This is a genomic window from Streptomyces diversicolor (assembly GCF_057537855.1).
In genome coordinates this window covers 49,940-75,644 of the sequence record NZ_BAAJXA010000046.1, presented here as the reverse complement: position 1 = coordinate 75,644, position 25,705 = coordinate 49,940, and the positions used below count along the sequence as shown (strand labels likewise).

The window sequence follows — 25,705 nt, the reverse complement described above, 5'->3', positions numbered from 1 at the left end:
CAAGCAGCAGCTGGCCGACGTCCTCGGCCCGATCAGTCCGGCCTACCGCCAGCAGGCCCTCGATCGGCGCAGCCTGCTCCTGGACCTCACCGCCCGCCTGCGTACGGGGCTCGGCGCAGACGCGGTCATCCTCAACGAGACAGCGCTACGCGCCGTACTCCTCGGCGGCAACCTCACCCAGGGCGACCTGTTCTCCATCGAGCCGTTCGGCAACCAATTGGTGCACGCCCACGTGCCGGATCCAGCACGAAGCGACCTCCCCGGCTGGCTGTCACATCTGACCACCCAGACCGGCCCGCTCGTCACCGCTCCCGATCCCTTGCCGGACGCCGTCACCACCGTGCTGACCACCGACTACCTCGCCGACACCTACCTCGGCGAGCGCACGCACCAGGCCGGCCTGCGTCTGGACCAGGCCGTCCAACACGTCCTCACCGCTCCCGACACCGCGGAAGTAGGCAGGTAATGATCCTCACCGGCCCGGAGATCACCGCTGCCGCTCACGACGGCCGCCTCCGCATCACCCCGTTCGCCGCCGACCAGGTCAACCCCAACAGCTACAACGTGCGTCTGGGCCCCACCCTGATCACCTACACGGGCCTCGTCTTGGACGCCCACCGGCCCAACCTCACCCGCGAAACCACCATCGGCCCGGACGGGCACGTCCTCCAGCCGGGCGAGCTCTACCTCGGCCACACCCTCGAAGAGGTCGGCTCCGATACCTTCGTGCCGCTGTTGTTCGGCCGCTCCTCCGTCGGCCGCCTCGGCCTGTTCGTCGAGATCACCGCCCCCATCGGCGACATCGGCTTCCACGGCCAGTGGACGCTCATGCTCAACCCGATCCGACCGCTGCGCGTGTACGCCGGCACAAAGATCGGGCAGATCATGTTCTTCGTCTCCACCGGCGCCGTGGACCTCTACCGCGGCAAATACCAGGCCGCCACAGGACCGCAGCCCTCCGCCTACTGGCGAGACCTCGCCCGACTCCAGGTGGCGGCATCGTGATCCTCACCGGTCCCGCCATCGCCGCCGCCGTCCAGGCCGGCGAGATCACCATCGAGCCGTACGAGCCCAGCCGCGTCTCCCCCAACGCCTACGACTGGCGTCTCGGCGACACGATCCGCGTCTGCAACGGCGACCTCGATGCCGCAACCCCCACCGCCTGCACCGAGCAGTCCATCCCCGACGCCGGCTTCGTGCTGCGCCCTGACCTGCTCTACCTCGGCATCACCCTGGAGCGCACCGGTTCGGAGACGTACGCGCAGCTGCTGAACGGCGACCGCACCACCGGCTCCCTGGGCATCTGGGTCCACGTGTCGGCTCCGCTCGGCCACCAGGGCCATGCGATCCGGTGGACGCTGGAGATCCGCGCCGCCCGACCGGTGCGCGTGTATCGGGGCATGACCTTCGGCAAGCTCGTCTTCCTCACCACTTTCGGCGCACCGGCCAGCTACCAGCAACGGCCCGCCAAGTACGCGACCACGGAAGGCATCGACATCTCGCACCTTTACGAGGAGATCGACGGAGGCACGCGGTGAACGCTCGCTCGGCCACCGGCCCGATGGCCGCCACCTTCCTGGATCTCCCCGTCGGAAGCCCCGGCGGCAGCGTCGAACTCTTCCTCGACCTCTACACCGGCGAGGAACCCCTCATCCCGGCCCGCGCCTTCATGCTCGCACCACCTGGTCATGCTCCCCGCGCAGCCGCCGGACTCAACGTGCTCCCCGTAGCAGGCAAATGCCTGGAAGGAACGGCGTTCAGCCGCTACGTCACCGCTCTGCGCGGAGCGCTCACAGTCGCAGTCGATCCCACACAGATCGACGTCCTCCACTTGCAGCACCTCGCATTCGGCGCCACCCCAGCCCTCATCCGTGCCCTGCCCGCGCATCCCCGGATCGCCCTCGTTCACGGCACGGACCTGCTCTTTGCCGAGATCCACCCGGACCAGCTCAAGGTGCTGCGCGAGACAGCCAGGGCCGCCGACGCGATCGTGGTCCCCACCAAGGCGATGGCCGACCGCCTCTTCAAACTCGCCCCGCAGATCAAACGCCGAAAGATCACCCACATCCCCTGGGGCATCCCCGACCACCTGCTCACCGGCCAGCCGGCCCGACCAGTGCGCACATCCACCAGCCACCTTCGGCTTCTGTACGCAGGCCGCCTGACCGCCGAGAAGGGCGTCGAGGCCCTGATCCAGAGTCTGGCTCCCGTGCCCGGCGTCGAACTGAGCGTTGCGGCGCCCAGAGCCCAGTTCCACGCACTGGCCCCGCTGCTGCAACGGGCAGGCGTACGAGTCCGCTACCTCGGATGGCTCCGCCGCCCTCAGCTGTGGAAAGCCTTCACCGAACACGACGTGCTGGTCGTGCCGTCCACCACCTTGGAGGCCATGGGACTGGTCGCACTGGAAGCCCAGGCATGCGGACTACCCGTCTTGTACCAGCCCGTCCCTGGCCTCAGCGAAGCGCTCACCGCTTCCGGCATGACCACCGACTTCACCCACTCCGCCGCACTCGCGCGCGACCTCGACCGGCTGAGAAAGACACCCGGGCTGCTGGCCGCCCTGAGACAGGCAGGCTATGCAAACGCGGCACGTTATCCCCTCTCGGCGACCGCACGATTGCTGACCGACCTCGGTCGGCAGCTCACTTGAACCGACCGACAGACGACCCGACACGTCACTACCCGAACCGCTCCGCGAACGTCACTACGCTGACCGACGGGACACCCTGGCGAAGAGGGAGACCATGACGTACGACCGCGACCGCATCGAAGCCCTGCTCGACGAGGGAGTCCGCGACAAGGTGTACCCGGGCGCCGTGTGGGCCCTCGGCGACGCCACCGGCACCCTCGCCCAGGGCACCACCGGCGTCCTCGACCCCGACGAGCCGGACGTGCCGATGCGCACCGACACCGTCTTCGACGCCGCCAGCCTCACCAAGATCCTGGCCGTCTGGTCCTCCATCGGAGCCCTGTGGGAGGAGGGAAGCCTCGATCTCGACCAGCCGCTCGGCACGTTCTGGCCCGAGGTCGCCGGCCACCCACTCGGCACCGTCACCACCCAACAGTTGCTTACGCACACCGCCGGCGTCCCGCTGCGAGCCCAACTGAAGAACCTCTACGGCACCAACCCCAAGGAGATCCGCCGTGGCGTCCTCCTCGAACAACTCCATCGGACACCCGGAGAAGCCGTCGAATACACCGACCGGGCTGCCCTCATCCTCGGTTACCTCACCGAACACCTCTCCAGCCAGCCCTTGGACCAACTGGCCACCGCCCGCACCTGGCATCCACTGGGCATGACCTCCACCCGCTTCGGCCCCCTTCCCGCCGACATCGCCGCGCGCTGTGCGCGCACCGAACTGGACCAGGACACCGACACCCACCTCAAGGGAGTCGTCCACGACTTCTCGGCCCGCCTCCTGGGCGGCGTCTGCGGCATTGCCGGCGTCTTCACCGTCCTCGACGACCTCGCCACCTTCCTCCAGTACCTGCTCGCCCCCGCCACGTGCCCTTTGCGGGCTGGTTTCGGCAGCAGGTGGATCACCCGTTCCCTGACCATCCAGACGGGTGAGCTTCAGCCAGCTCGTGGCCTGTTCTGGCACCCCGCTCCCGGCACCACCGCCGCGGAGGACATCTGGGTCCACTACGGCTTCACCGGCACAGGCATGTGGATCTCCACCATCAAGGACCGCTGGGCGGTTCTCCTGACCAACAAGCTCTACTACACAAGGGATCGTGAGCCGTTGACCGAGGTTCGCAACACCTTCCGCGAACTCGCCTTCAACTGACATGTCATAGCGGGGCCCAGGCCGCATCCCAACGCCCCCACCCGGTGTTGAGCGCAACACTGCCAACTGCTCATTGACCACAAGAAACGCCGGCGCGGCAAGCACCGCGCTCTTACCGCCGTCGTTCTGACCGGCGAGGATGTTCGGCGTACTGACCGGAATGTCACGGACGTCCCTGAAGGATCGGAATCCGCACACGGGTGAAGCTGTTGCAGGTGCACCGTTCTCAGCCGCTCCGTTCCCTAGCGCCTCGGGGCAGACGCAAGCCACCAGAGGCACCTCGCCACACCGGGCGAAGCCTGCCTGCCTCTGGCTCGACGTCACGGCTGACGGAACCTTCGTCGCGCCGAACCACCCCGTGCCCGCGCCCTGTTCCTGGCAGGCAGCATGCCTGAGCAGTGTCCACACGTGCCCGGGCAGGCGCGTCTACGATCTGGCGGTATGGGCTGGCTGGAGCGGGTCGCGGGGTTGAGGCAGTGGACGCGGAGTGGGACGCGTGCTCCGCACAAGCCGTTGCTGCTTCTGTATGCCCTCGGCCGGTTCCAGGGGGACGCGGAGGGCGGGCTGCGATACAGCGCGGTGGAAGAGGATCTGCAGCGGCTGCTGGCCGAGTACGGGCCGCCGAACAGGACGACGCCCGCCTACCCCTTCCACCATCTGGTCAGCGACGGCGTCTGGGAAGTGCGCACCGATCGCGGGCCCGGCAGCCCAGGAAGCGGGGTGCGGGAGCTGCGGGAGACGGGTGCCACCGGGCGGCTCGCGCCGGAGTTGAGAGCGGCGCTGCGACGCGAACCCCAACTGCTTGGGGACATCGCCCGGTTGCTGCTCGATCTGCACTTCCCGCCTTCCCTCCACGCTGAGTTGTGCGAAGCCGTCGGCCTGGAGCTGGAGCCGGCGGAGCCCCGGCGGCTGTCGACGGCGCGCAGGCAACGGGACCCCCGGATGCGGGAGTTGGTGCTGACCGCCTATGAGTACCGGTGCGCCTTCTGCGGCTACGACGGCAGGATCGGCGCGGTGCCGGTCGGACTGGAGGCCGCCCATGTGCGCTGGTGGGCGTTCGGCGGGCCCGACGAGATCGAGAACGGGCTGTGCCTGTGCTCGCTGCACCACAAGCTCTTCGACAAGGGCGTCCTCGGTGTGGGAGACGATCAACGCATCCTGGTCTCACAGCGCTTCGTCGGGCACAGCCCCAGCGCCCGCGAGCAGGTCATAGCCCTCGCGGGCCGCCCACTCGTCGGCCCGCAGCCCGGCGCGCGCTCCGTCGCGGCGGCCCACCGCGACTGGCACGCACGCCAGGTCTTCCACGGCGCCCCACGCCCCGCCACGGCCGCCTGACCCTGACACCGCGAAAAGCCTTCCGTGGATCGCCGGTTGCGGCGGGCGGCCCCGGCCGGGGCCGCGGCGCGGGCGGTTCGGCTCAGCAGTACGGCGGTTGGTTGGTCATGGCCGACGCCACCCGCATCCAGATACCGAACTGGCGGTACAGGGATGGCAGTTGACCACGAGCCTGGACGGTGCGGCTGTCGGTGGTGGTGACTCCGGGGATGCCCGGCAGGGTGGCGGCCACCGAGGAGGACTGCCAGCGGACCGTGAGGGTGACGTCGTCCGTGGCGGCGGGCGGGCGCGGCGGCGCGGGCGTGAGCGCCGCGGCGACCGTGTCCTCGATCGCCTGCCGGGCCTCCGCCGCGGGGCGCAGCTCCGCCGAGAAGCGGTCGTGCGCGTACTTCACGGGGACCGTGGCGATCCGGTCGTCCCACGCCGTGGCCTCGGCGCAGGCCGCGTCGTCGCCGGTGAGCGCTGCCACGGGGACACCGAGGGCCGCCGCGGTGGCCTGGGCCAGGCCGATCTCGCCCACGGGGCTGCCGTCCAGCCAGATGTCCTCGATCTCGTGTCCCATGAAGCTGTGGCTCAGTACGCCGAGGGCGCCCGCCCGGGAGTGGTAGCCGACGCAGATCATCGCGTCGTGCGCGGCGGTGAGCCCTTCCAGCATGCCCATCTGCTTCGGCTTGCCCCGCACCAGGCGGGCCGCCGGGTGCAGCGCCTCGGGCAGCAGATTACGCATGGGACCGTGGGCGTCGTTGACCAGGACGTCGGTGGCGCCGGCCGCGAGGGCGCCGCGTACGGCGGCGTTGACGTCCTCGGCCATCATCGACCGGCCGCGTTCGTAGTCCCGGCCGCCGGGCTGGACGTCGTCGCGGTCGACGAGCCCGGTGATGCCTTCCATGTCGACGCTCAGATAGATCCGCACGGAGCCAAGCCTAGGCCCCACCGACCCTACGTGATGTAGGTTCCCAGCTGTCCAAGGGCTGTACGACTCGTTCCACGGGGGCATGATGCAGGGCACGAACGCGGACATGAACGCGGACATGAACACGCAGGGGGCACAGAGGCACGGGCCCGGCGTGCGGACGGCGGGCGGTCTTGTGCCCACCGTCGCCCTGCTCGTCGTGAGCCTCGCCGTCGCCGCCGTGGGGGTGTACGAGCTGTGCGGCTTCGGGCTGCACAGCCTGGAGAGACGGCCGCACCTGTTCAGCGACGGGCTGGCCACCGCCGGCGTGATCGTCGCCGTGGTGGCGGCCGGGGCCGCGGTGGGCAACCTGGCCTGGCATCTGACGGCGGCACGCCGCGGCACAGACACGTAGGCGCTCCGCTGGACATGCCGCGATATGTCGTCTGTCGTCCGTCGTCTGCGGCAGCGTCGTGACTGGTCGCGCCCGCGCGGCGGAGCCGCATATCAAGACAGCCTCGCGCCCCTTTCGGGGCGCTGTCGAACCGCCGCGGACTTCACTGGACCTGCTTGGGCGTACGGCCAAGGTGCGACGGATCCTGACGCACCGCTCACCCGCCTCTTACCCTACGCACTGTAGGGTCGAGGCACCCCACCCCCGTCCCCAAGGTGTCGGTCACCATGTCCGCACAGCAGTCGACGCTGACGTCCCCGCTCCCCGTCCGGCCGAGCCGCCGCCGGATCGCCGTGCCCGCCCGGCTGCGGGCGCGGGCCGCCGGGGCGACCGTCTGGTACCTGCGGCTGCTCGCCGTGCTCAACATCGTCGCGGTGGTGTCGCTGCCGTTCCGCGAGGAGGTGCACGAGCACAACGCGGGCGAGTTCTTCACGCCGTACCTGGCCACCGCGGGCCTGGTCTCGGCGGCGCTCGCGCTGTTCCTCGCGGTGGTGATGCGCCGTCGCAAGCGCGCGGCCTGGGTGTTCAACCTGCTGCTGGCCGGCCCCCTGTGCTGTCTGTACGCACTGGCGCTCACCACCGACACCTACGGCAGGCACCTGTTCAACTGGCTCTCCGCCGCGCTCACCGGCCTGTTCGTGGCCGCGCTGCTGGCCGGCCGGCGCGAGTTCGACGCCGTCGGCGACCGCTCCAACCCGCGGCTCGCGCTGGCCGTCGGCGCGGGCGGCATCCTGGTCAGCGGCACCCTCGGCACCCTGCTGGTGAGCGCGACGAACACCCGGCCCGGAGCGGACCTCCAGGACCGGATCGCGTACACCCTGCTGCGCGGCGTCAGCGTCGGCCCGCTCGCCGACCGGATCGACTCGGTGAACGCGCCCCGCTGGGTCGACGTCATCGTCAACACCCTGATCGCCGCGACGTTCCTGCTCGTCCTGTACGCCTGCTTCCGCGCCCCGCGCGGTCAGGCGGTGCTCGGCGCACGGGACGAGGAGCGGCTGCGGGCGCTGCTGGACCTGCACGGCGCACGCGACTCCCTCGGCTACTTCGCGCTGCGCCGCGACAAGTCGGCCCTCTTCTCCCCGAGCGGCAAGGCGGCCGTCACCTACCGCGTGGTGGGCGGCGTCAGCCTGGCCTCCGGGGACCCGATCGGCGACCCGGAGGCATGGCCGGGCGCCATCGACGCCTGGCTCGCCGAGGCGCGCCGGCACGCCTGGACGCCCGCGGTGATGGGCGCGAGCGAGGAGGCCGGCACGGTCTACGCCCGGCACGGCCTCGACGCCCTGGAACTGGGCGACGAAGCCATCGTGGAACTGGCCGACTTCACGCTGGAGGGCCGGGCGATGCGCGTCGTCCGGCAGGCGCACAACCGGGTCCGGCGGGCCGGGTACACGGTGCGGGTGCGGCGCCACGCGGACATCCCCGAGCCCGAGATGGCGCTGCTGGTCGACCGCGCCGACCACTGGCGCGACGGCGCCACCGAGCGCGGCTTCTCCATGGCGCTCGGCCGCCTCGGCGACCATGCGGACGGGCGCTGCGTGATGCTGGAGTGCCGGGACGCGGCCGGGGAGCCGCGGGCCCTGCTCAGCTTCGTCCCCTGGGGCGAGCACGGTCTGTCCCTGGACCTGATGCGCCGGGACCGGGCGTGCGAGAACGGGCTGATGGAGTACGTGGTCGTGGAACTGCTGCTGCGTGCCGAGGAGTTGAATGTGCGGCGGGTGTCGCTGAACTTCGCGATGTTCCGTTCCGTCTTCGAACGGGGCTCCCGGCTGGGCGCGGGCCCGGTGCTGCGGCTGTGGCGGTCGGTGCTCACGTTCTTCTCGCGCTGGTGGCAGATCGAGTCCCTGTACCGGGCGAACGCCAAGTACCGGCCGGTGTGGGAGCCCCGGTTCCTGCTGTTCGCCAAGAGCAGCGACATCCCGCGCATCGGGCTGGCCAGCGCCCGCGCGGAGGGCTTCCTCACCCCGCCCGCCCTGCCGTCCCTCCCCCGACGCCAACGAACCACCGGCCCCAAGCCCGCCTCGCCCCCGGCACCCTGAGCACCCCGAGAAGCCAGGCGGAGCCGTTCGCCACCCCCGGTGCGGTGGCGGTGGCGGTGGCGGTCACCGCTGTACGGCTGCCGCGCCGAACAGTCGACCGCGCATTCCGACCCGTTCGTAGACGGCGATCGCGGGCTTGTTGTCCGCGTCCACCATGAGCGCGGCACGGCCGTGACGTCGTACGAGCGCGCCGACGACGAACGCGGACACGGCCGCGGCCAGCCCCCGGCCACGGGCCCGCGGATGGGTCACGACCCCGGCCATGAAGCCGCAGCCAGCCGCCGACCAGGCATCCGCGGCGACGGCGACGACCCCCGCAGCGCCGTCGCCCTCGCCCGTGCGCACCCCGGCCCACCGCCGCACCCCGGGCCGTCCCGGCTGTGCGTACGAGTCGGGGAAGCACCGGTCGAACAGCGCGTCCGCCGCCCGTTCGCCGTCGTGGTCCAGCCAGTGCACGCCGCCGGACTGGCCGGGCGCCGTCGCCGTCTCCATCCACAGGAAAGCGGCGCCGCCGGGCACCAGCCCGGGTGTGCCGCGTACCAGCGCGTCGATCAGCCGGGCGTCCCCGAACGGCCGGTACGTCGGCCCGACCTCCCGCAGCGCGTGCCGGACGAGGGGCAGCGCGTCCTCCGGGTCGCCCGCCACCGCGAGCCGGTCCCGTCCGGACAGGCCGGGGCCGGCGACCGCGACGGCCGCCCCGTGCCGGAAGGTCCGCACGCCCGGCCCCGGACCGCCGCCCTCCCGGCGCTGCTCGGCCCAGACGAGGTGTGCGTCCTGTGCGGTCACGCGTGTCCCTCGTGCGCCGGGTTCCCCGTGAGCCCCCCGCCCACCGTGAACCCGATCACCGAGCCGCCGCCCTCCCGGCGCAGGGCGAACGGCGCGCCGCCGTGCGCCATGGCCACCTCCCGCACGATGGACAGACCGAGACCGGAGCCGGGCAGGGAGCGGGCGTCGGCGGCGCGGTAGAAGCGGTCGAAGATGCGGATCAGGTCGCCGTCGGCGATGCCCGGCCCGCGGTCGAGCACTTCGACGCGGACCGGTCCGGCGGCTCCGGACCCCGCACGGGCGAAGCCGTGGCCCTTCGGGAGCGCCGGCCCGGTCACCCGTACCTCGATGGGCGATCCGCCGCCCCGGTCGAACTTGGTGGCGTTCTCGACCAGGTTGGAGATCGCGCGCTGGAGCATGGCGGGCCGCCCGTGGGTGGTGGTGTCCCCGGCGGCCCGCAGCACGATGTCCCGGCCACTGCGGCGGCGTGCGAGACCCACCACGTCCTCGGCGATGTCCGCGAGGTCGACCCGCTGCGGCGGCTCGGTGTCGGACTGCCCGGCGGCCAGGTCGACGAGTTCGTTGACGAGGTCGGTCAACTCGCGCGCCTCCTGGGTGAGATCGGCGACGAGTTCGTCGCGGGTGGCGGGCGGCAGCTCGTCGATGCGGCGCAGCAGGGAGATGTTGGCCCGCAGGGAGGTGAGCGGGGTGCGCAGTTCGTGGCCCGCGTCCTGGACCAGTCGGCGCTGGTCCTCCTCCGACTGGGCGAGGCGCCCCAGCATGCGGTCGAACGCCCGGCCCAGGCGCCCCACTTCGTCGAGACCGGCGACGGGCACCTCGATGCCCAGCCGGCGGGTGCGGGCCACGTCCTCGGCGGCGGTGGTGAGCAGGACCAGGCGCCGGGTGATGCGGCGGGCCAGCCACCAGCCGAACAGCCCGGCGGCGACCACGACCGCGGCCATCAGGATCAGCGTGCGCCGCTGGAGCGCCCGCAGCAGGTCCTCGGTGTCGCTGAACTCCTGCGCGACCTGCACCGCGCCCCGTCCGTCGCCGAGCGCGACGGTGGCGATCCGGAACAGGTCCTCGCCGACCCGGACGTCCGTGTACTGGACGGTCTTCCCGGCCTCCTTGGCGGTGGCGACCGCCCGGTCCTCGGCGGTGACGGGCAGGCCGGGGCTGCCGTGGTCGGCGATCTGCCCCTGGGGGCCGAGCACTTGGACGTCGGTGCGGCTGGGCCGTACCACGTCGTGTCCCGGCCGGGTGGTGCTGAAGTCGCCGGGGACCATGTCCTGCTGCCGCACCTCGGCCTGCACGTCCTGCACGACCTGGGTGAACACGGACTGCTGGTCCACCCGGACCAGCCGGGCCGCGGCACCGTAGCACAGGATGCCGACGAGGATCGTGACGGCGGCGGTGACGGCCGCGAAGGACACGGCGAAGGTGGTGCGCAGCGAGACCAGCTTGGGCCTGCGCAGGGCCGGCAGCCGCCGCAGGCGGCCCACTCAGTCCTCCCGCAGCACGTAACCCACGCCCCGCACGGTGTGGATCAGCTGGGGTGCGCCGGGCTCGTCGAGCTTGCGGCGCAGGTAGCCGACGTAGACGGCGAGGTTCTTGGAGCCGGGTCCGAAGTCGTAGCCCCAGATGCGGTCGTAGATGGTGGAGTGGTCGAGCACGATGCCGGCGTTGCGGACCAGGAGCTCCAGCAGTTCGAACTCGGTGCGGGTCAGCTCCAGCTCCCGCTTGCCGCGCCAGGCCCGGCGCGCCTGGAGGTCCATGCGCAGCCCGGCGGCCTCCACCTGGCGGTCGTTGACCTGGGTGTCGCGGACCGGGTCGGTGCCGCCGCCGTTCCCGCCGCCGTTGCCGCCGGCGGTCACCGGGGTGGTGCGGCGCAGCAGGGCGCGCAGCCGGGCGAAGACCTCCTCGACGTCGAACGGCTTGACGACATAGTCGTCGGCGCCTGCGTCGAGGCCGGCGATCCGGTCGGCGGTCTCGACCAGTGCGGTGAGCATCAGGATCGGGGTGCGGTCGCCCTCGGCGCGCAGCACCCGGCACACCTGGAGCCCGTCGATGCCCGGCATCATCACGTCGAGGAGGAGGATGTCCGGCGGCGTGCGGTGGGCATGCGCCAGCGCCTCCACCCCGTCGGCGACCGCCGTCACCTCATAGCCCTCCAGGGTCAGGGCACGCTCCAGGGCGTGACGGATGGCGCGGTCGTCTTCGGCGAGCAGTACAGTCTGGGGCACGACCCCAGTCTGCCAAGGCCACCGGCGGTTCGACCGTGTCGAACGGGCCTACGATCGCCCTTTTTACCTGGCTCTCACCGTCCCGGACGCAACCGGGAGCCGGGGTCCACCGTCTTCTCACCGTCGGCCGTGATGTGCCGCCGAACGGCCGTCAGGCGGCGCCGAGCCGCGCCAACTGCTCCTCGAAGGGCACCACTCGCGGAACGTCCGCGGCGTCCCCTGCCCGGCTCCCGACACCCGCGCCACCCGCGACGCCGGCCTCGCTCCCGGCACCCGCCCGGCTCCCGCCGCCTGCCCTGCTCCCGGAGGCCGCCCCGCTCCCGGTGGCCGCTCCGTGCCCGATGGCCGTCCGGCTCCCGGTGGCCGTCCGGCTCCCGCCGCGTGCCCCGTTTCCGGCACCCGCCTGATTCCCGGCGCCCCGCTCGTTCCTCGCGCCCGCCTCACTCCGGGCACCCGTCTCGGCCCCGTCGCTCGCCGTCAGGCCGGTCATCAGCGTGGCCAGCTCGGCCGCCGCCCGGTCGATCCGCTCCGCCAGCCCCGGTGCGCCCCAGTCCTCCGAGGCGGCGTACACGGCGGTGGGTACGACCACCGCCCTGAGGTAGGAGAAGAGCGGACGCAGGGCGTGCTCCAGGACCAGGGAGTGCCGGGCCGTACCGCCGGTCGCGGCGATCAGCACCGGCTTGCCGGCCAGCGCGTCCTTGTCGAGCACGTCGAAGAAGGACTTGAACAGTCCGCTGTAGGAGGCCGTGAACACCGGGGTGACGACGATCAGCCCGTCGGCCCGTGCGACCGCGTCCAGCGCGGCGGACAGGGCACGGCCCGGGAAGCCGTTGGTGAGGTTGTGCGCGATCTCCACGGCGAGTTCGCGCACCTCGACGACCTCGGCGTCGGCCGGGGCGTGCCGGCCGGTGGCCGCGGCCAGCCGGTCGGCGAGCAGCCGGGTGGAGGACGGGACGCTCAGTCCCGCCGAGACGACGGCGAGCTTCATGCGGCGGCCACCTCCTGGGCGGCGAGCAGGGACGCGTGGGTGGGGGCCTCGGGCACGTCGGCCGGGCGGCCCTTGGCGAACTCCTCGCGCAGCACCGGTACGACCTCCTCCCCGAGCAGGTCGAGCTGTTCGAGGACCGTCTTCAGCGGCAGTCCTGCGTGGTCCATCAGGAACAGCTGGCGCTGGTAGTCACCGGCGTACTCGCGGAAGGACAGTGTCTTCTCGATGACCTGCTGCGGGGAGCCCACGGTCAGCGGGGTCTGGTCGGTGAAGTCCTCCAGGGAGGGGCCGTGCCCGTAGACCGGCGCGTTGTCGAAGTAGGGGCGGAACTCGCGCACCGCGTCCTGCGAGTTCTTCCGCATGAACACCTGGCCGCCGAGCCCGACGACCGCCTGCTCGGGCGTGCCGTGCCCGTAGTGCGCGTACCGGGCCCGGTACAGCTCGACCATCCGCTTGGTGTGGTCGGCCGGCCAGAAGATGTTGTTGTGGAAGAAGCCGTCGCCGTAGTAGGCGGCCTGCTCGGCGATCTCCGGGGAGCGGATGGAACCGTGCCAGACGAACGGCGGCACGCCGTCCAGCGGGCGGGGCGTGGCGGTGAATCCCTGGAGCGGGGTGCGGAACTTGCCCTCCCAGTCCACCACGTCCTCGCGCCACAGCCGGTGCAGCAGGGCGTAGTTCTCGACGGCCAGGTTGATGCCCTGGCGGATGTCCTGGCCGAACCAGGGGTAGACCGGTCCGGTGTTGCCGCGGCCCATCATCAGGTCGACCCGGCCGTCGGCGAGGTGCTGGAGCATCGCGAAGTCCTCCGCGATCTTCACCGGGTCGTTGGTGGTGATCAGGGTGGTGGACGTGGACAGGATCAGCCGCTCGGTGCGGGCGGCGATGTAGCCGAGCATCGTGGTCGGCGAGGACGGCACGAACGGCGGGTTGTGGTGCTCGCCGGTCGCGAAGACGTCAAGGCCGACCTCCTCGGCCTTCAGCGCGATGGCGACCATGGCCTTGATGCGCTCGCGCTCGGTCGGCGTACGGCCCGATGGGGGTCCCCCCTGTTCGAGCGAAGCCGAGAACTTGGGGGAGGGGTCCGGTGTGACGTCGCCGACGCTGAAGATCCCGAACTGCATGGTCGCTCACCCTCCAAGTTGTTTACGGTTCAACTATACCCGTCCAACGGTGGGCCGCCAGTCCCTATTCCGCCGCCTGTCGGTGCCCCGTCCTACGATCGCGGCATGGCCGCCGCACGCCGTGACACCCGGGGCATCGTCGACGCCGCGGACCTCTTCGCGCACGTGGACTTCCGCCGCCGGGAGCCCGCCGCACCGCTGCGCCCGTATCTGGAGCACTACTGGCTGATCGACTGGGACCTCGCCCGGCCGTACGTCTCGCAGGTCGTCCCGCACCCCTCGGTGAACATCGTCTTCCAGCAGTACCCCGGCCAGGAGCCCTTCGCGGAGGTCGCGGGCATCGGGCTCGGGCTGTTCACCCAGAAACTGGAGGGACGAGGCCGGGTCTGCGGGATCCAGTTCCGGCCCGGCGGCTTCCGGCCCTTCGCGCCGGAGCACCCGGTGGCCGAGTGGACGGGCCGGCGCGTCCGCTTCCCCGGCATATGGCCGGACGCCGACGTGCGGGCCGTGCTCGCTCCGGACCACGAGGACGCCCGCGTCGCCGCCCTGGACGCGTTCCTGCTCTCCCTCGATCCCCGGCCCGATCCGCAGGCCGACCTCGCGACGGCCCTGGTGGACCGCATCCGTACGGACCGCTCGATCCGCCGCGTCACGGACTTCGCCCGCGCGGAGGGCCTGTCCGTACGGCTGCTGCAACGGCTCTTCGCCGGGTACGTCGGGGTCGGGCCGAAATGGGTCATCCTGCGCTACCGCATCCACGAGGCGCTGGAGCGCGCCGAGACCGGGCACCCGGTGGACTGGGCGGCCCTGGCCGCCCACCTCGGCTACGCGGACCAGGCCCACCTGATCCGCGACTTCACCGCGACAGTGGGAGTGCCTCCGGCGGCTTACGCGGCGGGCGTCCGCTGACGGATTACCCGAAGGCGGGGGCGCCCTTTCATGCAGGGGATCGCCGAGCACTTCGGGCGCCAGCGGCCAAGGCCACGTAGAGGATTCGATCCTGCCACAGGCGGCTGGAGGGTGGATTACTGACTGCGAAGCGCGGTGTTTGACCATCGAGCCGTGGCCAGTCGCCCGGCCGGGCGTGGTGGGGAGGCTGCCGGTGATCAGCAGGCGGGGGGTGCTCGTGCCACGGGCCGCAGCCCTCTTCCGGCCGACGGGGCCGGGGTCCCTTCGGAGATCTGGGCGGATACCGAATGGGACGATCGGCCGGTGGCCAGCCAGCGGACGGCTCACTGGTTCCTCGCGGATGGCCGCAGCCTGTGGATCTGACACGGCGCATCCACAGCAAAGAGGACGAAGAGGACGAGGCATGACGGTACCGGCGGGACGTCAGTGGGGGCCCGATCCCCCCGGGCGGCGCAGCCGGGCGAGGAGGCCGGCGATCTCACGGGTCTCCTCGTGGTCCTCGCCGAGAAGGACGCACATGTCCTCGTGGAGGGCGTCGAGGACGCCCTCGGCCTCGCTGCGGCGGCCCTCGGAGAAGAGGAGGACGCCGATGCTGCGGCGCAGGTCGAGAGCGGTCTCGGAGGCGTCTCCGGCCGTGTCGGACACGACCTCCAGGACTTCCTGGAACTCCCGCAAGGCGACGGTGGCCTCCCCGATGTTGGCACGGCAGTGGGCGGCATGCCGACGGCACTCCAGCGCGTTGTCGCTGGACGGTCCGGTCGTACGGGCGTAGACGGCGGCCAGCGCGTCGAACTCCGGCAAGGCGCGCCGGAAGTCCCCGCCGGCCATGAGGACTGCCGCGCGCTGCCGCCGCAGGCCGAGCACCCGGGGGTTGTGCGCGCCGAGCGTGGTGGCCGCCGTGGCGATCGCCGCCTTGAGGACGTCCGCAGCCTGGGCGAACCGCCCGATCTCGGCGAGGTCCGCGGACCGGGCGTAGGCGTCCCGGATCACGTCCCGCAGTGCGGTGTCGACGCGCGCCGGGACCGGTACGGGAGCCACCGGCTCGGGCGAGGGCGCAGGCGCCGTGGTCCGCCGCAGCGGTGCGTTCGGCTGCCGGTAGATCACCGTCGGGTCGGGAACCGCGGCAGGGGAGCCGCCGTCGGTGAAGACCACGGGGTCGGCCGCAGAACCCGGTTGCGGCAGGTACGGTGACAGCCGCTCGTACACCGCGTACGCGTCGGCCGGACGCTGCTCGGGCGCCTTGGCCAGCAGGCCGAGGGTCAGTGCCTCCAGGGCCTCGGGCACCCCGGGCCGCAGGGTGCGCAACGGCGTCGGCGGCACGTCCATGTGCTGGTGCATGAGCTGGTAGTCGTTGTCGCCGCTGAAGACCGGCTCACCGGCGAGGAGTTCGTGCAGCACGCAGCCGAGCGCGTAGATGTCGCTCAGCGGTGTGATCTGCGCGCAGTCGATCTGTTCGGGCGCCATGTAGCGGCTGGTACCGATCCGACTGCCGGTGGACGTGAGGCGGGTGACGTCCGTGCGCAGTAGCTTCGCGATGCCGAAGTCCAGCACCTTGACTGTCCCGTCCTCGGCGATCAGGACGTTGTCCGGCTTCAGATCGCGGTGCACGACGGGGATGGCGTGGGCGTACGACAGGACCGTGCAGATCTGCGCGGCGATCGACGCGGCCCAGCTCACCGGGAGCCCCGCCGCCGCTCCGTCCTCCGCGCCCGTGAGCACCCTGCGCAGGGAGATCCCGCGCACGTACTCCATCACCAGGTACAGCCGGTCGTACGACGCCTCGTCCAACACCGCGTCGAACACCTGCGGTACCCCGTGATGCCCGATCCGGGCGGTGACGCGCGCCTCGCGCTCGAAGCGGCGGGTGAACTCCTCTGCCTGCGCGGGCGATGCGACGACATCGGGCCGGATGAGCTTGACTGCGATCTCCCGGTCGAGAACGGCGTCGTAGCCGCGCCAGACCGTGCCCATGCCACCGGACTCGATCTCCTCGATCAGCTCATAGCGGCCCTGCTCTCCGATTCTCCGTGCCTGCGCCACGCGTTGCGCCCCCGCGGTCCTGCTGCCTCGTCACCTGACAGCCGTACACGGTACCGACTGGCGGCGTCGGGCGCTGGCGGTCCTACAGCAGGTGGTCTGCTTTGCCGGCCTTGATGTCGGTGATGAGGGTGCGCAGGGCTTCGAGGGAGTCGGTGAGGTAGTGGTTTCTTGGCCGTTGACGGCTATGTAGCCATTGCCGTCGGCGTCGGTACCGAGGCGGAAGCGCGGCGACCCCAAACCCCAGCAATGGAGTCCGCCATGCCCGAGATCCCCCTCGTGCCCGTCCACTGGCGCCTCCCTGCCCATCCCACCTCCGTACGGCGGGCCCGCTACGCCGTCGCCGAGTCGCTGCCCCAGGTCCTTCGTCCCCACCTCGGCGACGACCTGGGCCTGTTGACTTCGGAGTTGGTCACCAACGCCATCCGTCACGGCGCCTGCGGGGAGGACGAAGACCTCGTCGAACTCGTCCTGTGGCCCGCCGACGGACACTACTGGCTCGCCGTCTCCGACCCGGGTACCGGCAAGCCCGCTCTGGCCCGCCCGGACACCGACTCCGAGAGCGGCCGGGGTCTGATCCTCGTCGACAGCCTCGCCACCGCCTGGACCGTCCGGCCCCGCCCCACGCGCGGAACGTCCGTGATCGCGGGGAAAGGACGGAAGGCCGGGCGGGTCAGGCAGCCTCGCCGTCGATGTTCTCCTCTCGGCGGATCATCCGCCAGGCCGCCCTGCGGGCACTTTGGTTGAGCGACTGCTTGAAGCTGTCGTCGTGGCTGAAGTACTGCCGTCCCATGTCGGCGATGGTGTCGATGTGTTCGGCCATCTTGTCCTCGAAGACCTCGTCGAAGACGAGTCCGAAGTTCTCCTCGTCGTTGACGGCGGCGGCGCGGACCTTCGGGTCCGCCTTCGCCTCGGAGAACGGCGTGATCACGTCCTGCTCGGTGAAGTCGGTGCCGAACTTGTCGTTGAACTTCTCGATCAGCTCCGACAGCAGCGACTTCTCCTGCTCCTTGGCACCGCCCGCACCCTCACCGAAGCCGCGCAGTTCCCCCGGTCCCTCGGCGGTCAGTGAAAGATCGTGCTCGCCGGTCCTCTGCACCCGCAGGTGGCTGAGGTCGACATCCCCTATGTCCACACCGGCGTCACCGCGTCGCGGCAGACGGTTGAGCAGGTGGCGGCCGTAGAGGTAGAGGCATTCGAGATCGGCGTCACGGTAGGGCACGATCTGCGAGAGGAAGCCATACTTCCGCACGTAGTCGTTGAGATCCGCGCGGAACTGCTCAGCGGCCTCGGCGGCGTCCTCGTCGGGATCGCCCGCCTCGTCCTTACGGTCCAGCAGATCGGTGAACCGTTCGACGGCGGGCCCGAGATGCCGGTACAGCTCCGCGTGCAGCTTCTCCCAGCGGGCAACCGAGCCCGCCGCCTTCTCCTCGGCGGCCAGATAGGCGTCCGCGAACTCCCGCATCTCCTCCTCGACAAGGATGTCGGGCTGCATGACCCTGCTCTGTGCCGTGTAGAGGAGGTTGGGGTCGGAGGGGAGGGTGTTCGCTTCCTCGAAGTACGGGCGGAAGGACTCCTTGATGTCCTCGGCCTCGTTGACGAAGTCCAGCACGGCCAGGTCCGCCTGGGACTTGCGGTCGGCCGTGCGGTTCAGACGGGAGAGGGTCTGGACGGCGCTGATGCCCGCGAGCTTCTTGTTCACGTACATCGTGGTGAGGAGCGGCTGGTCGAAGCCGGTCTGGTACTTCTCGGCGACGACCAGGATGCGGTACTCGCGCTGCGTCGCCTTCCCGCCGGTGCGCACGGCCTTGTCGTCCTTGCGTGTGTACGCGAACGCCTTCGGCAGAGCGGACTCGGCCAGGCCGCCGTTCTCCTTCGGCTCGGTGGTCTCCTTGCCGTCGTACGTCAGGCTGCCGGAGAAAGCGACCAGGACGCCCGGATCGGCGTACGCGCGATCATCGACGTACTTCCTGATCGCACGGGCCATCTGCACGGCGCTGTGCCGGGAGGCCGTCACCACCATGGCCTTGGCACGCCCGCCGAGCCGGCCGGCGGTGTGCGTGCGGAAGTGCTCGACGATCACCTGCGCCTGCTGCGTCACGGTGGAGTCGTGCGTGAGCGCGTACCGGGCGAGCAGCGGATTGGCCTTGGACGGATCCACCCTGCGCTCGTCCGGGTTCTTGTTCACCAGCTTCCAGTACGTGTTGTACGTGACGTAGGTACGCAGGGGGTCGAGGATGAAGCCTTCCTCGATGGCCTGGCGCATCGAGTACGTGTGGAAGGGGACGTACGTCGGCTTGCCGTTGACGCTGGTCAGAGTGCCGAAGAGTTCGAGCGTCTTGGCCTTGGGCGTGGCCGTGAACGCGAAGTAGGACAGGTTCTCTGCCATGCTGCGCTGGATGGCCTTCCGGCGGAGCTTGGCATCGGTGGTGGCTTCTGCTTCCTGCTCGATCGCCCCGGCCTCGTCGGAGTCCGAGTCCAGGCCCAGGCCACGCAGGGCCGCGCGTACGTCCGTGGCCGCGCCGCCGGACTGCGAGGAGTGGGCCTCGTCCACGATGATCGCGAAGTTGTGGCCCTGGATCTCGGTGGGGTTGCGGCGCAGGTAGTCGATGAGGGCCGGGAAGGTGTGCAGCGTGACCGTGATGATCTTCCCGGTCTCGCGGGACAGCGCCTTGGCGAGCTGGTCCGACTTCGCACCGTGCCTCTCGTCGATCTTCACCACCAGACCGGCGGTCTTCTCGAAACTGCCGACGGTCTCCCGGAGCTGGGCGTCGAGATTGCGGCGGTCGGTGATGATCACGATCTTGTCGAACACGGGCGCGCCCGGCTTGAGCCCGGCCGCCAGGGCATCGGGGTCGATCTCGGCGGGGTCCGTGGGCGTGTGCAGCGACGACAGGCGATGCGCCAGCCAGCCGATGGTGTTCGACTTGCCGGAGCCGGCCGAGGCCATGCCGAGGTAGTTGTGACCAGCGCCGTGGCGGGCCGCGTAATCGGCGAGCTTCTTGACGATGTCCCACTGGTGATAGCGCGGGAAGATCAGCTTCTTCCGCGTCCGCCCGTCCGCCCCCTTCTCCTTGCTGAGGTGTACGAACCGCTCGATCAGGTCCAGCCAGGTGTCCCGCTCCCAGATCTGCTCCCAGAGGTACGAGGTCGCGTACGTCCCAGGGACGGTGGGCGCCGGATTCCCGGCGCCGCCGGGCTTCCCCGGGCCCTCCGACCCGGTGTTGAACGGCAGGAACCGCGTCGGCTTGCCCCGCAGCTCCGGCGCGACGAACACCAGGTCCGTGTCGATGGCGAAGTTCGCGATCACGCGCCTCGTGAAGATCAGCTCGGTGGGGTCGCGGTCCGTGCGGTACTGGTCCTTGGCGGCCTCCACTCCCTGACGTGTGAGGGCGTTCTTCAATTCGGCGGTAGCCAGCGGGATCCCGTTGAGGAAGAGGGTGAGGTCGAGCCGCTTGCCCTTGTCCGTCTGCTTGCTGGCGTACTCCAGCTCCTTGACGAAGGTCAGCCGGTTCGCCCGGTAGTCGTCCAGAACCGCGTCCGAAGCGACGAGCGACGGCTTGAAATAGGCGAGCCTGATCAGGACGCCGTGGTCCTTCACGCCCTTGCGGAGTACGTCCAGCACACCGTCGGTCGCGATCGCCTGGTCCACGCGCTTGGCGAACCCGGCCTGGGCGGTGTCGGGATCGCCGCCGTAGAGGTCGATCAGTCCGGCCCATTCTTCGGCTTGGGTCTTGCCGATGAACTCGAAGAGCTGGGCGGTGTCAAGGCCGAGTTGGGGGCGGTAGTCCTGCCGGTTCCCTTCATGCCAACCGCGCTCCAGCAAGGCGGCGACTATGGCGTTTCCGAATGCTGCTTCGTCGTGGACGGGCATGAGCGGCTATTCCCCCCGCTTTCCGGTGACCAGATAGGTGATGTCGCGGCAGAACTTGTCGAACGAGGATGAGTTGGCGCGGGCCAGGTCGAGATCCATGTCTTGGGTCAGTGCCGGCTGATCCACGCGGGGGCGGTACCGCACTCCGTCGCGTCGGTGGTGAGTCAGCCAGCCCTTGCAGTCACGCAACGTCTCGCTGTTGGCCGGGACCTCCAGCTGTTCGGCGAGACCCGCGCGCCCACCGAGGGAGGGCGCCGACGCGAGGAACCACGCCTCGAACTCCCGGTTCGCCAGTACGACGGCCGTGCGGCGGTCTGGGCGGGTGGCCTCGGCCCTGGCCAGGAGCGAAGGCCCGAGGCTGGCCGGACAGTCGTCGTCGGCGTCGATTACTACCAGGATGCCGCCCGGGTGGTCGGCGGGTACGCGTCGGGCTTGGGCCTCCACGGCGGCTTCCAGACCGCCCGGTCGGATCAGTCGGCCGCGGTCGACCAGGAAGGGCGGCTGGATGTCCGCGTCCCAGATCTGCGCCTCGTACATCAGCCGTCGCAGGAGCACGGGCAACGCGCTGATCTCGCCCTCACCCTCCACGACGGAGGCGATCGTGACCTTCGGGTGGCTCACTCCTCACCCTCCGGCTGCTCGTTCGACTGGTCCGGGGGTTCGACGGTCGGGCGCAGTTGGTTGGAGCGCAGCAGTTCAGCGGTGGTCGCCAGGCCGTCGGCAACGATCGACCGGCTCACCGGGTCCACTTCGCCGATCACCGTCACCCCGTGCTCGGCAGCGACCACGCGGATGGCCGACAGGTCCGCCTCCTTACGGTCGAACAGCTCCGCGCTCTGCGTGGTGGCAAGGATCTGCACGTGCTCACTTGCTTCCGTGAGCGCGTCATAGAGTGCCCCGGCCGCGAGCGGGTGCAGTGCCAGTTCGGGCTCCTCGACGGCGATGAGCGGAATCCAGCCTTCACGGGCATCGGGCTGGAAAAGGGCGGTCAGCAGACCGATGGCCCGGATGGTCCCTTCCGACATGGACTCGGCCCGGAAAACGTGGGGTTCCGTCTCGCCATCGGTGGCGAAGTTGATCCGCGCCGCGATGTAATCGGCGGAGGGGTCTGTGGGGCCGACCTCCACAACACCGGGCACGATCACCCCCAGGTACTGCGAGATGCGTTCACGCTCCTGTTCCCCGAGAGCGGCCAGGGCCGGGCCGAGGTCGCCGCCGTCCTCGCCCAAGGCTCCGGCGGTCGGCGTGTTCGGGCTGGCCTGGCGGAGATTGGCCAGGTCGGGGCTGTAGAAGAACATCTCCGTGAGAGCCCCGTAAAGGTCGCCGAACGGCTCGCCCTCACTGAGTTGTGAAAGGTGCAGGTGTCTCTTGCGACGCCCCTTCCCTGTGCGGTCGCGCATCAGAAAGCGCTCGGCGTTCGCCCGACCCTTGGCGCCCAGGCGACGCATCTCGCACAACTCCCGCTGGATGCGGACACCAGGCCCCGTATCTCGCCCCGTCTCGGGGACGGTTGGCGGGGCAAGGGTGATCTCGTACCGCCCCACCCAGGGCTTTGTGTCATGGTTGATCGTCGGCAGGCGGAATTCCAGACCGATCGTGAAGGAGGTCGCCGACTCAGGGACCCGGCGCAGCACCTCCTCCCACCCGCCGCGCGCTGCCACGGCCTCGGCCGGGCCGTTCACCAGCGCGTCGCGTACGAAGCGCAGGGCGTCCAGGAAGTTCGACTTGCCTGCGGCGTTCAGTCCGAGCAGCACGGTGAACCGGCCGAGAGTCACATCGCAATGAGCGATGGACTTGTAGTTCTCAATTCGAACGCGGGTGATGAACGGCATCGGGCGGTGAGGCGCGGCGGGACTCATGGCGCGATCATTCCTCGATCCCTCGTCCACTGGCGGTGGACACATCGATCTGGCCGGTGACGGCGGCAGTGATCAGGGCTTGGCGTCGCTCGGCGAGCAGTGCTGACGACTTTCGCAGGGCGGCTACGGCTGAGTTAATCGACTGGCGTTCTGCTACAAGATCTGCGGCGCACTGCGCTTGCAGGCCAGCCGGGACGGCTGGCACGTCGATAGAGCGAACGTCGTCAGCTCGCAGCTTGATCGTCTGACCTGACTGACCACGGAAGAGCAAGGCCATGAAGCCGCGAACCGGCTGACTTTGCAGGGCCAGGGCGGTAAATTGCGGCGACCAGTCGCGATCCAAGCGAATCCGATAGAGGAGGTCGCTGAGGAGAAGACGTCTGCCTGCGGGGTGAGCGACGGCAGGAACTCCCACATGTGCCGGTGAGCCGCTTCCCCTAGTCAGTAGAATATCGCCATCGGCAATCTGATACCGCAAGTCGGGGGAAACGTTATCGGGAAGTTTCTTGTGTTCGAGTGGATCGAAAACTCCCGAACTGACGGCACTCGTCTTGAGGACTGCCCATTCGGACGGCGCGGCGATGGAATCTTCACACTGTGGACTCCATCCTTGCTCAATCGAGTTAACTACGCGCCGAAGCGGCACAAGGCCGTATTTGGCGATCAGCTCCTCGATTCGGCAGGCCAATCGAGACACCCAAAGATCTTCCAGGCAAGACAATTGCGCGCCACGTGCGGCAGACAGGGAGTCAATTCGGGCGGTCTCGGCGTCGAGAAACTCGGCGATGCGGCGCTGCTCATCCATCGCCGGTACGGGGACCCTCAATTGCTCAATATCCGGCATGTAAATCGTCTTATGGGTGGATCCCGTCGCAATGCGTTTGAGATCCGGAGCCATCGCCCTGAGAGAATGGAGGAGATATCTGGGATCCAATTTTGGTCCGCACGTCCACGTGGCGAAATCTTGACTCGTTGCCATATCCGCGCCCATGATGGCGGAGAAGCCGACTGATGCGGTACGGGAGAGGATCACGGTGCCAGCCGGATGCTTTACCGCTGCCGAATTGGCCAAGCCTAGCGTGCTAACTTTTTCTTTTGTCTCCCTGATGACATCGGTGGTGCCGCTGCGCAACTGCCATACGTCGGCCAGGGTAATCCAGGGAACCGTGCAATTATCCCAGTATTTGGGCACTCTCCGACTGGGCGTGTGCCCGGAACCAAGCCGGGCGACAAGCCGAATCGGCACGGTTGGCCAGTGGGACCCTTCAAGCCAGGGGGCGACGGAAGTGCTTGTCACTCCGTCACCTCCCCAAGAAGCGCCTGGATCTCGGTCTCAAGGCCCTTCAATTCCGCGTCGATCTCCGCCAACGGCCGCGGCGGCTTGTACACATAGAAATGCCGCGTGAACGGGATCTCGTATCCGATCTTCGTCTTGCTGTGGTCGATCCAGGCGTCCGGGACGTGCGGCAGCACCTCGCGGCGCAGGTACTCCTCCACGTCCTCCTCCAGCGGCACGTTCTCGTAGTCCCGCAGCTCCGGGTCCGGCTCCGGCTGGCCCTTGACCTTCTGTTCCTCACCCTCCGGATCCCGGACGCCGACCGCCTCCCGCAGGGCCTTGCCGAACGGCGCACCCGTCGGCCACGTCAGGCCGGCCGCGACGACCGCGTCCTTGAGGTCGATCCACGCGTCGGACTTCGTCTTCCAGGACTTGCCGACCAGCGGGCGGAGTGCCGCCGCGAACTCCTCGACGTTCGTGGCCCGTGCGATCGGCTTGGACGCGATGATCGCCGTCAGCGTCTCCTCCGTCACCTCGAAGCGGAGCTTCAGCGGCCGCTCGACGGTGATCCGGCGATACCCGAAGTCCTCGTTACGGAAGACCTTGATCTTTCCGGCCCGGTCGGCGAGGTCATGGCCGCCACCCTTCTTCGCCGCGTCGAGGACCGCCAGCGCCTCCGTGTAGAGCCTCGTGATCTCGGAGATGTGCTGCTCGCCCAGTTCCTTGCGCTTGTCGCCGAGCGACTTCCGCATCTTGCGCCAGTAGTCGCGCGCGTCCAGCAGGACGACCTTGCCGCGCCGGTCCCTGGCCTTGCGGTTGCTGAGCACCCAGAAGTATGTGGAGATACCGGTGTTGTAGAAGAGCTGGTCGGGCAGGGCGACGATGCCCTCCAGCCAGTCCTTCTCCAGGATCCACTGCCGGATCTTGGACTCACCCGACTCGGCCGCTCCTGTGAACAGCGGGGAGCCATTGAAGACAATCGCGATGCGGCTGCCGCCCGCCCCCGACGCGTCCACCGGCTTCATCTTCGAGATCATGTGCTGGAGAAAGAGCAGTGAGCCGTCGTTGATGCGTGGCAGGCCGGCGCCGAACCGCCCGCTCTCGCCGAGGTGTTCGTGTTCGTACTCGACCGCGTCCTTGACCTTCTTCCACTCCACACCGAACGGCGGGTTGGCCAGCAGATAGTCGAACGTGGTGGGCGTGTTCTTGTCCCTCCTGGAGTCGTCGCGGCTGAAGCCGTCGTCGCTGAAGGAGTTGCCGAACTTGATGTTCTCCGGGTCCTGACCCTTGATCATCATGTCCGACCGGCAGATGGCCCAGGACTCGGGATTGAGTTCCTGGCCGAAGACCTTGACGGTGGCGTCCGGGTTGAGGGCAGTGATGCGCTCCTCGGCCGCGCTGAGCATGCCGCCGGTGCCGCAGGCCGGGTCCATGACCGTACGGACGGTGCCCGGCAGAGCCAGCGCGTCACTGTCCGGCGCGACGAGCAGGTTCACCATCAGCCGGATGACTTCCCGCGGTGTGAAGTGCTCACCGGCCGTCTCGTTGGACTGCTCGGCGAAGCGCCGGATCAGCTCCTCGAAGATGTAGCCCATCTGGTGGTTGGAGACGATCTCGACGGGCTCGCCGTCCTCGTCGAGTACGACGTTGCCGTCGGCGTCCCTCTCCACCGGCCGAAGGTCGAGGTCGGCGAACCGTCCGACCACCTGGTACAGCAGGTCCGCCGAGTCCAGCCGCTTGATCTGCTGAGTGAACTCGTACCGCTCCAGGACCTCCCGGGCGTTGGGTGAGAAGGCGCCGTAGTACTCGGTGAGGTACTTCGCGGCGTGTGAGGGGTCGCCCGCGATGGCCTTCAGCGTGTAGCTGCTGGTGTTGTAGAAGCTGTGGCCGGACGCCTTGCGCAGGAAGCGGTCGGGGTTGATGTCCTGGTCCTGGTAGCGGGCGGCGACCTCCAGGACCTTGTCCTTGGTCGGAGCGAGGACACACTCCAGGCGCCGCAGCACGGTGAACGGCAGGATCACCTTGCCGTAGTCAGACTGCTTGTAGTCGCCGCGCAGGAGGTCGGCGACCGACCACGCGTGGTTTGCCAGTTCCGTGTGCTTACTGCTGTTCAACGAAGTCCTTCCGG

At 69.6% G+C, this 25,705-nt stretch carries 20 protein-coding genes and 2 pseudogenes; 10 read left to right on the top strand and 12 right to left on the bottom strand.

Annotated features, from left to right (window positions below):
• The 6 genes and pseudogenes from AC27LF_RS37695 to AC27LF_RS37670 all read left to right on the top strand — a co-directional run.
• A pseudogene (locus tag AC27LF_RS37695) lies at window positions 1–466 on the top strand (bifunctional metallophosphatase/5'-nucleotidase); the annotation flags it as partial.
• On the top strand, window positions 466–1,005 hold the full coding sequence (gene dcd / locus AC27LF_RS37690; protein ID WP_479661035.1) for a dCTP deaminase: 540 nt from the start codon (window positions 466–468) through the stop codon (window positions 1,003–1,005). The pseudogene AC27LF_RS37695 and the gene dcd, both read left to right, overlap by 1 nt.
• Window positions 1,002–1,538 (top strand): dCTP deaminase, encoded by a 537-nt coding sequence (locus AC27LF_RS37685; RefSeq protein ID WP_479661036.1) that lies wholly within the window; start codon window positions 1,002–1,004, stop codon window positions 1,536–1,538. Before dcd ends, AC27LF_RS37685 begins: the two co-directional genes overlap by 4 nt.
• A gap of 23 nt (window positions 1,539–1,561) precedes the next feature.
• A complete protein-coding gene (locus tag AC27LF_RS37680; protein WP_479661037.1) occupies window positions 1,562–2,650 on the top strand; it encodes a glycosyltransferase family 4 protein in 1,089 nt (362 codons plus the stop codon).
• A 94-nt stretch (window positions 2,651–2,744) separates the two neighbouring features.
• A complete protein-coding gene (locus tag AC27LF_RS37675; protein WP_479661038.1) occupies window positions 2,745–3,788 on the top strand; it encodes a serine hydrolase domain-containing protein in 1,044 nt (347 codons plus the stop codon).
• A 441-nt stretch (window positions 3,789–4,229) separates the two neighbouring features.
• Window positions 4,230–5,123 carry a phosphorothioated DNA-binding restriction endonuclease gene (locus AC27LF_RS37670; RefSeq protein WP_479661039.1) on the top strand — a complete coding sequence of 298 codons (894 nt, stop codon included), beginning with the start codon at window positions 4,230–4,232 and terminating at the stop codon, window positions 5,121–5,123.
• 82 nt (window positions 5,124–5,205) lie between these two features.
• On the opposite strand, the gene AC27LF_RS37665 is transcribed toward AC27LF_RS37670, so the two are convergent.
• Entirely contained in the window at window positions 5,206–6,036 is an 831-nt protein-coding gene (locus AC27LF_RS37665; RefSeq protein ID WP_479661040.1) for a M55 family metallopeptidase, read from the bottom strand.
• A 118-nt stretch (window positions 6,037–6,154) separates the two neighbouring features.
• Here AC27LF_RS37665 and AC27LF_RS37660 point away from each other — a divergent pair, with 118 nt between their 5' ends.
• Window positions 6,155–6,430 carry a hypothetical protein gene (locus AC27LF_RS37660; RefSeq protein ID WP_487227764.1) on the top strand — a complete coding sequence of 92 codons (276 nt, stop codon included), beginning with the start codon at window positions 6,155–6,157 and terminating at the stop codon, window positions 6,428–6,430.
• Between the two features lie 266 nt (window positions 6,431–6,696).
• Window positions 6,697–8,505 (top strand): phosphatidylglycerol lysyltransferase domain-containing protein, encoded by a 1,809-nt coding sequence (locus AC27LF_RS37655; RefSeq protein ID WP_479661042.1) that lies wholly within the window; start codon window positions 6,697–6,699, stop codon window positions 8,503–8,505.
• Window positions 8,506–8,568: 63 nt separating this feature from the next.
• On the opposite strand, the gene AC27LF_RS37650 is transcribed toward AC27LF_RS37655, so the two are convergent.
• The 5 genes and pseudogenes from AC27LF_RS37650 to AC27LF_RS37630 form a co-directional block, all read right to left on the bottom strand.
• Entirely contained in the window at window positions 8,569–9,291 is a 723-nt protein-coding gene (locus tag AC27LF_RS37650) for a GNAT family N-acetyltransferase (RefSeq protein WP_479661043.1), read from the bottom strand.
• Window positions 9,288–10,772, bottom strand: coding sequence for a HAMP domain-containing sensor histidine kinase (locus AC27LF_RS37645; protein ID WP_479661044.1), 1,485 nt, complete (start codon window positions 10,770–10,772; stop codon window positions 9,288–9,290). The genes AC27LF_RS37650 and AC27LF_RS37645 overlap by 4 nt, the downstream gene beginning before the upstream one ends.
• The gene (locus AC27LF_RS37640; protein ID WP_404034208.1) at window positions 10,773–11,513 is read right to left on the bottom strand and encodes a response regulator transcription factor; all 741 of its coding nucleotides are present in this window, start codon (window positions 11,511–11,513) and stop codon (window positions 10,773–10,775) included.
• Window positions 11,514–11,982: 469 nt separating this feature from the next.
• Window positions 11,983–12,501, bottom strand: a pseudogene (locus tag AC27LF_RS37635) (FMN reductase); the annotation flags it as partial.
• Window positions 12,498–13,622: an LLM class flavin-dependent oxidoreductase gene (locus AC27LF_RS37630; RefSeq protein WP_479661045.1), complete on the bottom strand. Its 1,125-nt coding sequence runs from the start codon at window positions 13,620–13,622 to the stop codon at window positions 12,498–12,500. The gene AC27LF_RS37630 and the pseudogene AC27LF_RS37635, both read right to left, overlap by 4 nt.
• 105 nt (window positions 13,623–13,727) lie before the next feature.
• On the opposite strand from AC27LF_RS37630, the gene AC27LF_RS37625 reads away from it, so the two are divergent.
• Complete coding sequence (locus AC27LF_RS37625) at window positions 13,728–14,531, top strand: DUF6597 domain-containing transcriptional factor (RefSeq protein WP_479661046.1); 804 nt, start codon at window positions 13,728–13,730, stop codon at window positions 14,529–14,531.
• A 423-nt stretch (window positions 14,532–14,954) separates the two neighbouring features.
• Here the strand turns inward: AC27LF_RS37625 and AC27LF_RS37620 are convergent, their stop codons facing one another.
• Window positions 14,955–16,571, bottom strand: coding sequence for a serine/threonine-protein kinase (locus tag AC27LF_RS37620; protein ID WP_479661047.1), 1,617 nt, complete (start codon window positions 16,569–16,571; stop codon window positions 14,955–14,957).
• Window positions 16,572–16,829: 258 nt separating this feature from the next.
• Between AC27LF_RS37620 and AC27LF_RS37615 the strand changes: the two genes are divergently transcribed.
• Window positions 16,830–17,315: an ATP-binding protein gene (locus tag AC27LF_RS37615; RefSeq protein WP_479661048.1), complete on the top strand. Its 486-nt coding sequence runs from the start codon at window positions 16,830–16,832 to the stop codon at window positions 17,313–17,315.
• On the opposite strand, the gene AC27LF_RS37610 is transcribed toward AC27LF_RS37615, so the two are convergent.
• Genes AC27LF_RS37610 through AC27LF_RS37590 form a run of 5 tightly spaced genes read right to left on the bottom strand, consistent with a single transcriptional unit; the run spans window position 17,242 to window position 25,691 of the window.
• Window positions 17,242–20,442, bottom strand: a complete 3,201-nt coding sequence (locus tag AC27LF_RS37610; RefSeq protein WP_479661049.1) for a type I restriction endonuclease subunit R — start codon at window positions 20,440–20,442, stop codon at window positions 17,242–17,244. The two genes, AC27LF_RS37615 and AC27LF_RS37610, sit on opposite strands and share 74 nt — an antisense overlap.
• A 6-nt stretch (window positions 20,443–20,448) precedes the next feature.
• On the bottom strand, window positions 20,449–21,063 hold the full coding sequence (locus tag AC27LF_RS37605) for a DUF4276 family protein (protein ID WP_479661050.1): 615 nt from the start codon (window positions 21,061–21,063) through the stop codon (window positions 20,449–20,451).
• Complete coding sequence (locus AC27LF_RS37600) at window positions 21,060–22,301, bottom strand: AAA family ATPase (RefSeq protein WP_479661051.1); 1,242 nt, start codon at window positions 22,299–22,301, stop codon at window positions 21,060–21,062. The genes AC27LF_RS37605 and AC27LF_RS37600 overlap by 4 nt, the downstream gene beginning before the upstream one ends.
• A 7-nt stretch (window positions 22,302–22,308) precedes the next feature.
• Complete coding sequence (locus tag AC27LF_RS37595) at window positions 22,309–23,547, bottom strand: restriction endonuclease subunit S (RefSeq protein ID WP_487227832.1); 1,239 nt, start codon at window positions 23,545–23,547, stop codon at window positions 22,309–22,311.
• A 47-nt stretch (window positions 23,548–23,594) separates the two neighbouring features.
• Window positions 23,595–25,691 (bottom strand): type I restriction-modification system subunit M, encoded by a 2,097-nt coding sequence (locus AC27LF_RS37590; protein ID WP_479661053.1) that lies wholly within the window; start codon window positions 25,689–25,691, stop codon window positions 23,595–23,597.
• Between the last annotated feature and the right edge of the window lie 14 nt (window positions 25,692–25,705).

Bases quoted from the DNA above. Each gene is read 5' to 3' on its own strand.
- dcd (WP_479661035.1), top strand. From the start codon at position 466: ATGATCCTCACCGGCCCGGAGATCACCGCTGCCGCTCACGACGGCCGC.
- AC27LF_RS37680 (WP_479661037.1), top strand. From the start codon at position 1,562: ATGGCCGCCACCTTCCTGGATCTCCCCGTCGGAAGCCCCGGCGGCAGC.
- AC27LF_RS37675 (WP_479661038.1), top strand. From the start codon at position 2,745: ATGACGTACGACCGCGACCGCATCGAAGCCCTGCTCGACGAGGGAGTC.
- AC27LF_RS37670 (WP_479661039.1), top strand. From the start codon at position 4,230: ATGGGCTGGCTGGAGCGGGTCGCGGGGTTGAGGCAGTGGACGCGGAGT.
- AC27LF_RS37660 (WP_487227764.1), top strand. From the start codon at position 6,155: ATGAACACGCAGGGGGCACAGAGGCACGGGCCCGGCGTGCGGACGGCG.
- AC27LF_RS37655 (WP_479661042.1), top strand. From the start codon at position 6,697: ATGTCCGCACAGCAGTCGACGCTGACGTCCCCGCTCCCCGTCCGGCCG.
- AC27LF_RS37630 (WP_479661045.1), bottom strand. From the start codon at position 13,622: ATGCAGTTCGGGATCTTCAGCGTCGGCGACGTCACACCGGACCCCTCC.
- AC27LF_RS37625 (WP_479661046.1), top strand. From the start codon at position 13,728: ATGGCCGCCGCACGCCGTGACACCCGGGGCATCGTCGACGCCGCGGAC.
- AC27LF_RS37615 (WP_479661048.1), top strand. From the start codon at position 16,830: ATGCCCGAGATCCCCCTCGTGCCCGTCCACTGGCGCCTCCCTGCCCAT.
- AC27LF_RS37610 (WP_479661049.1), bottom strand. From the start codon at position 20,442: ATGCCCGTCCACGACGAAGCAGCATTCGGAAACGCCATAGTCGCCGCC.
- AC27LF_RS37600 (WP_479661051.1), bottom strand. From the start codon at position 22,301: ATGAGTCCCGCCGCGCCTCACCGCCCGATGCCGTTCATCACCCGCGTT.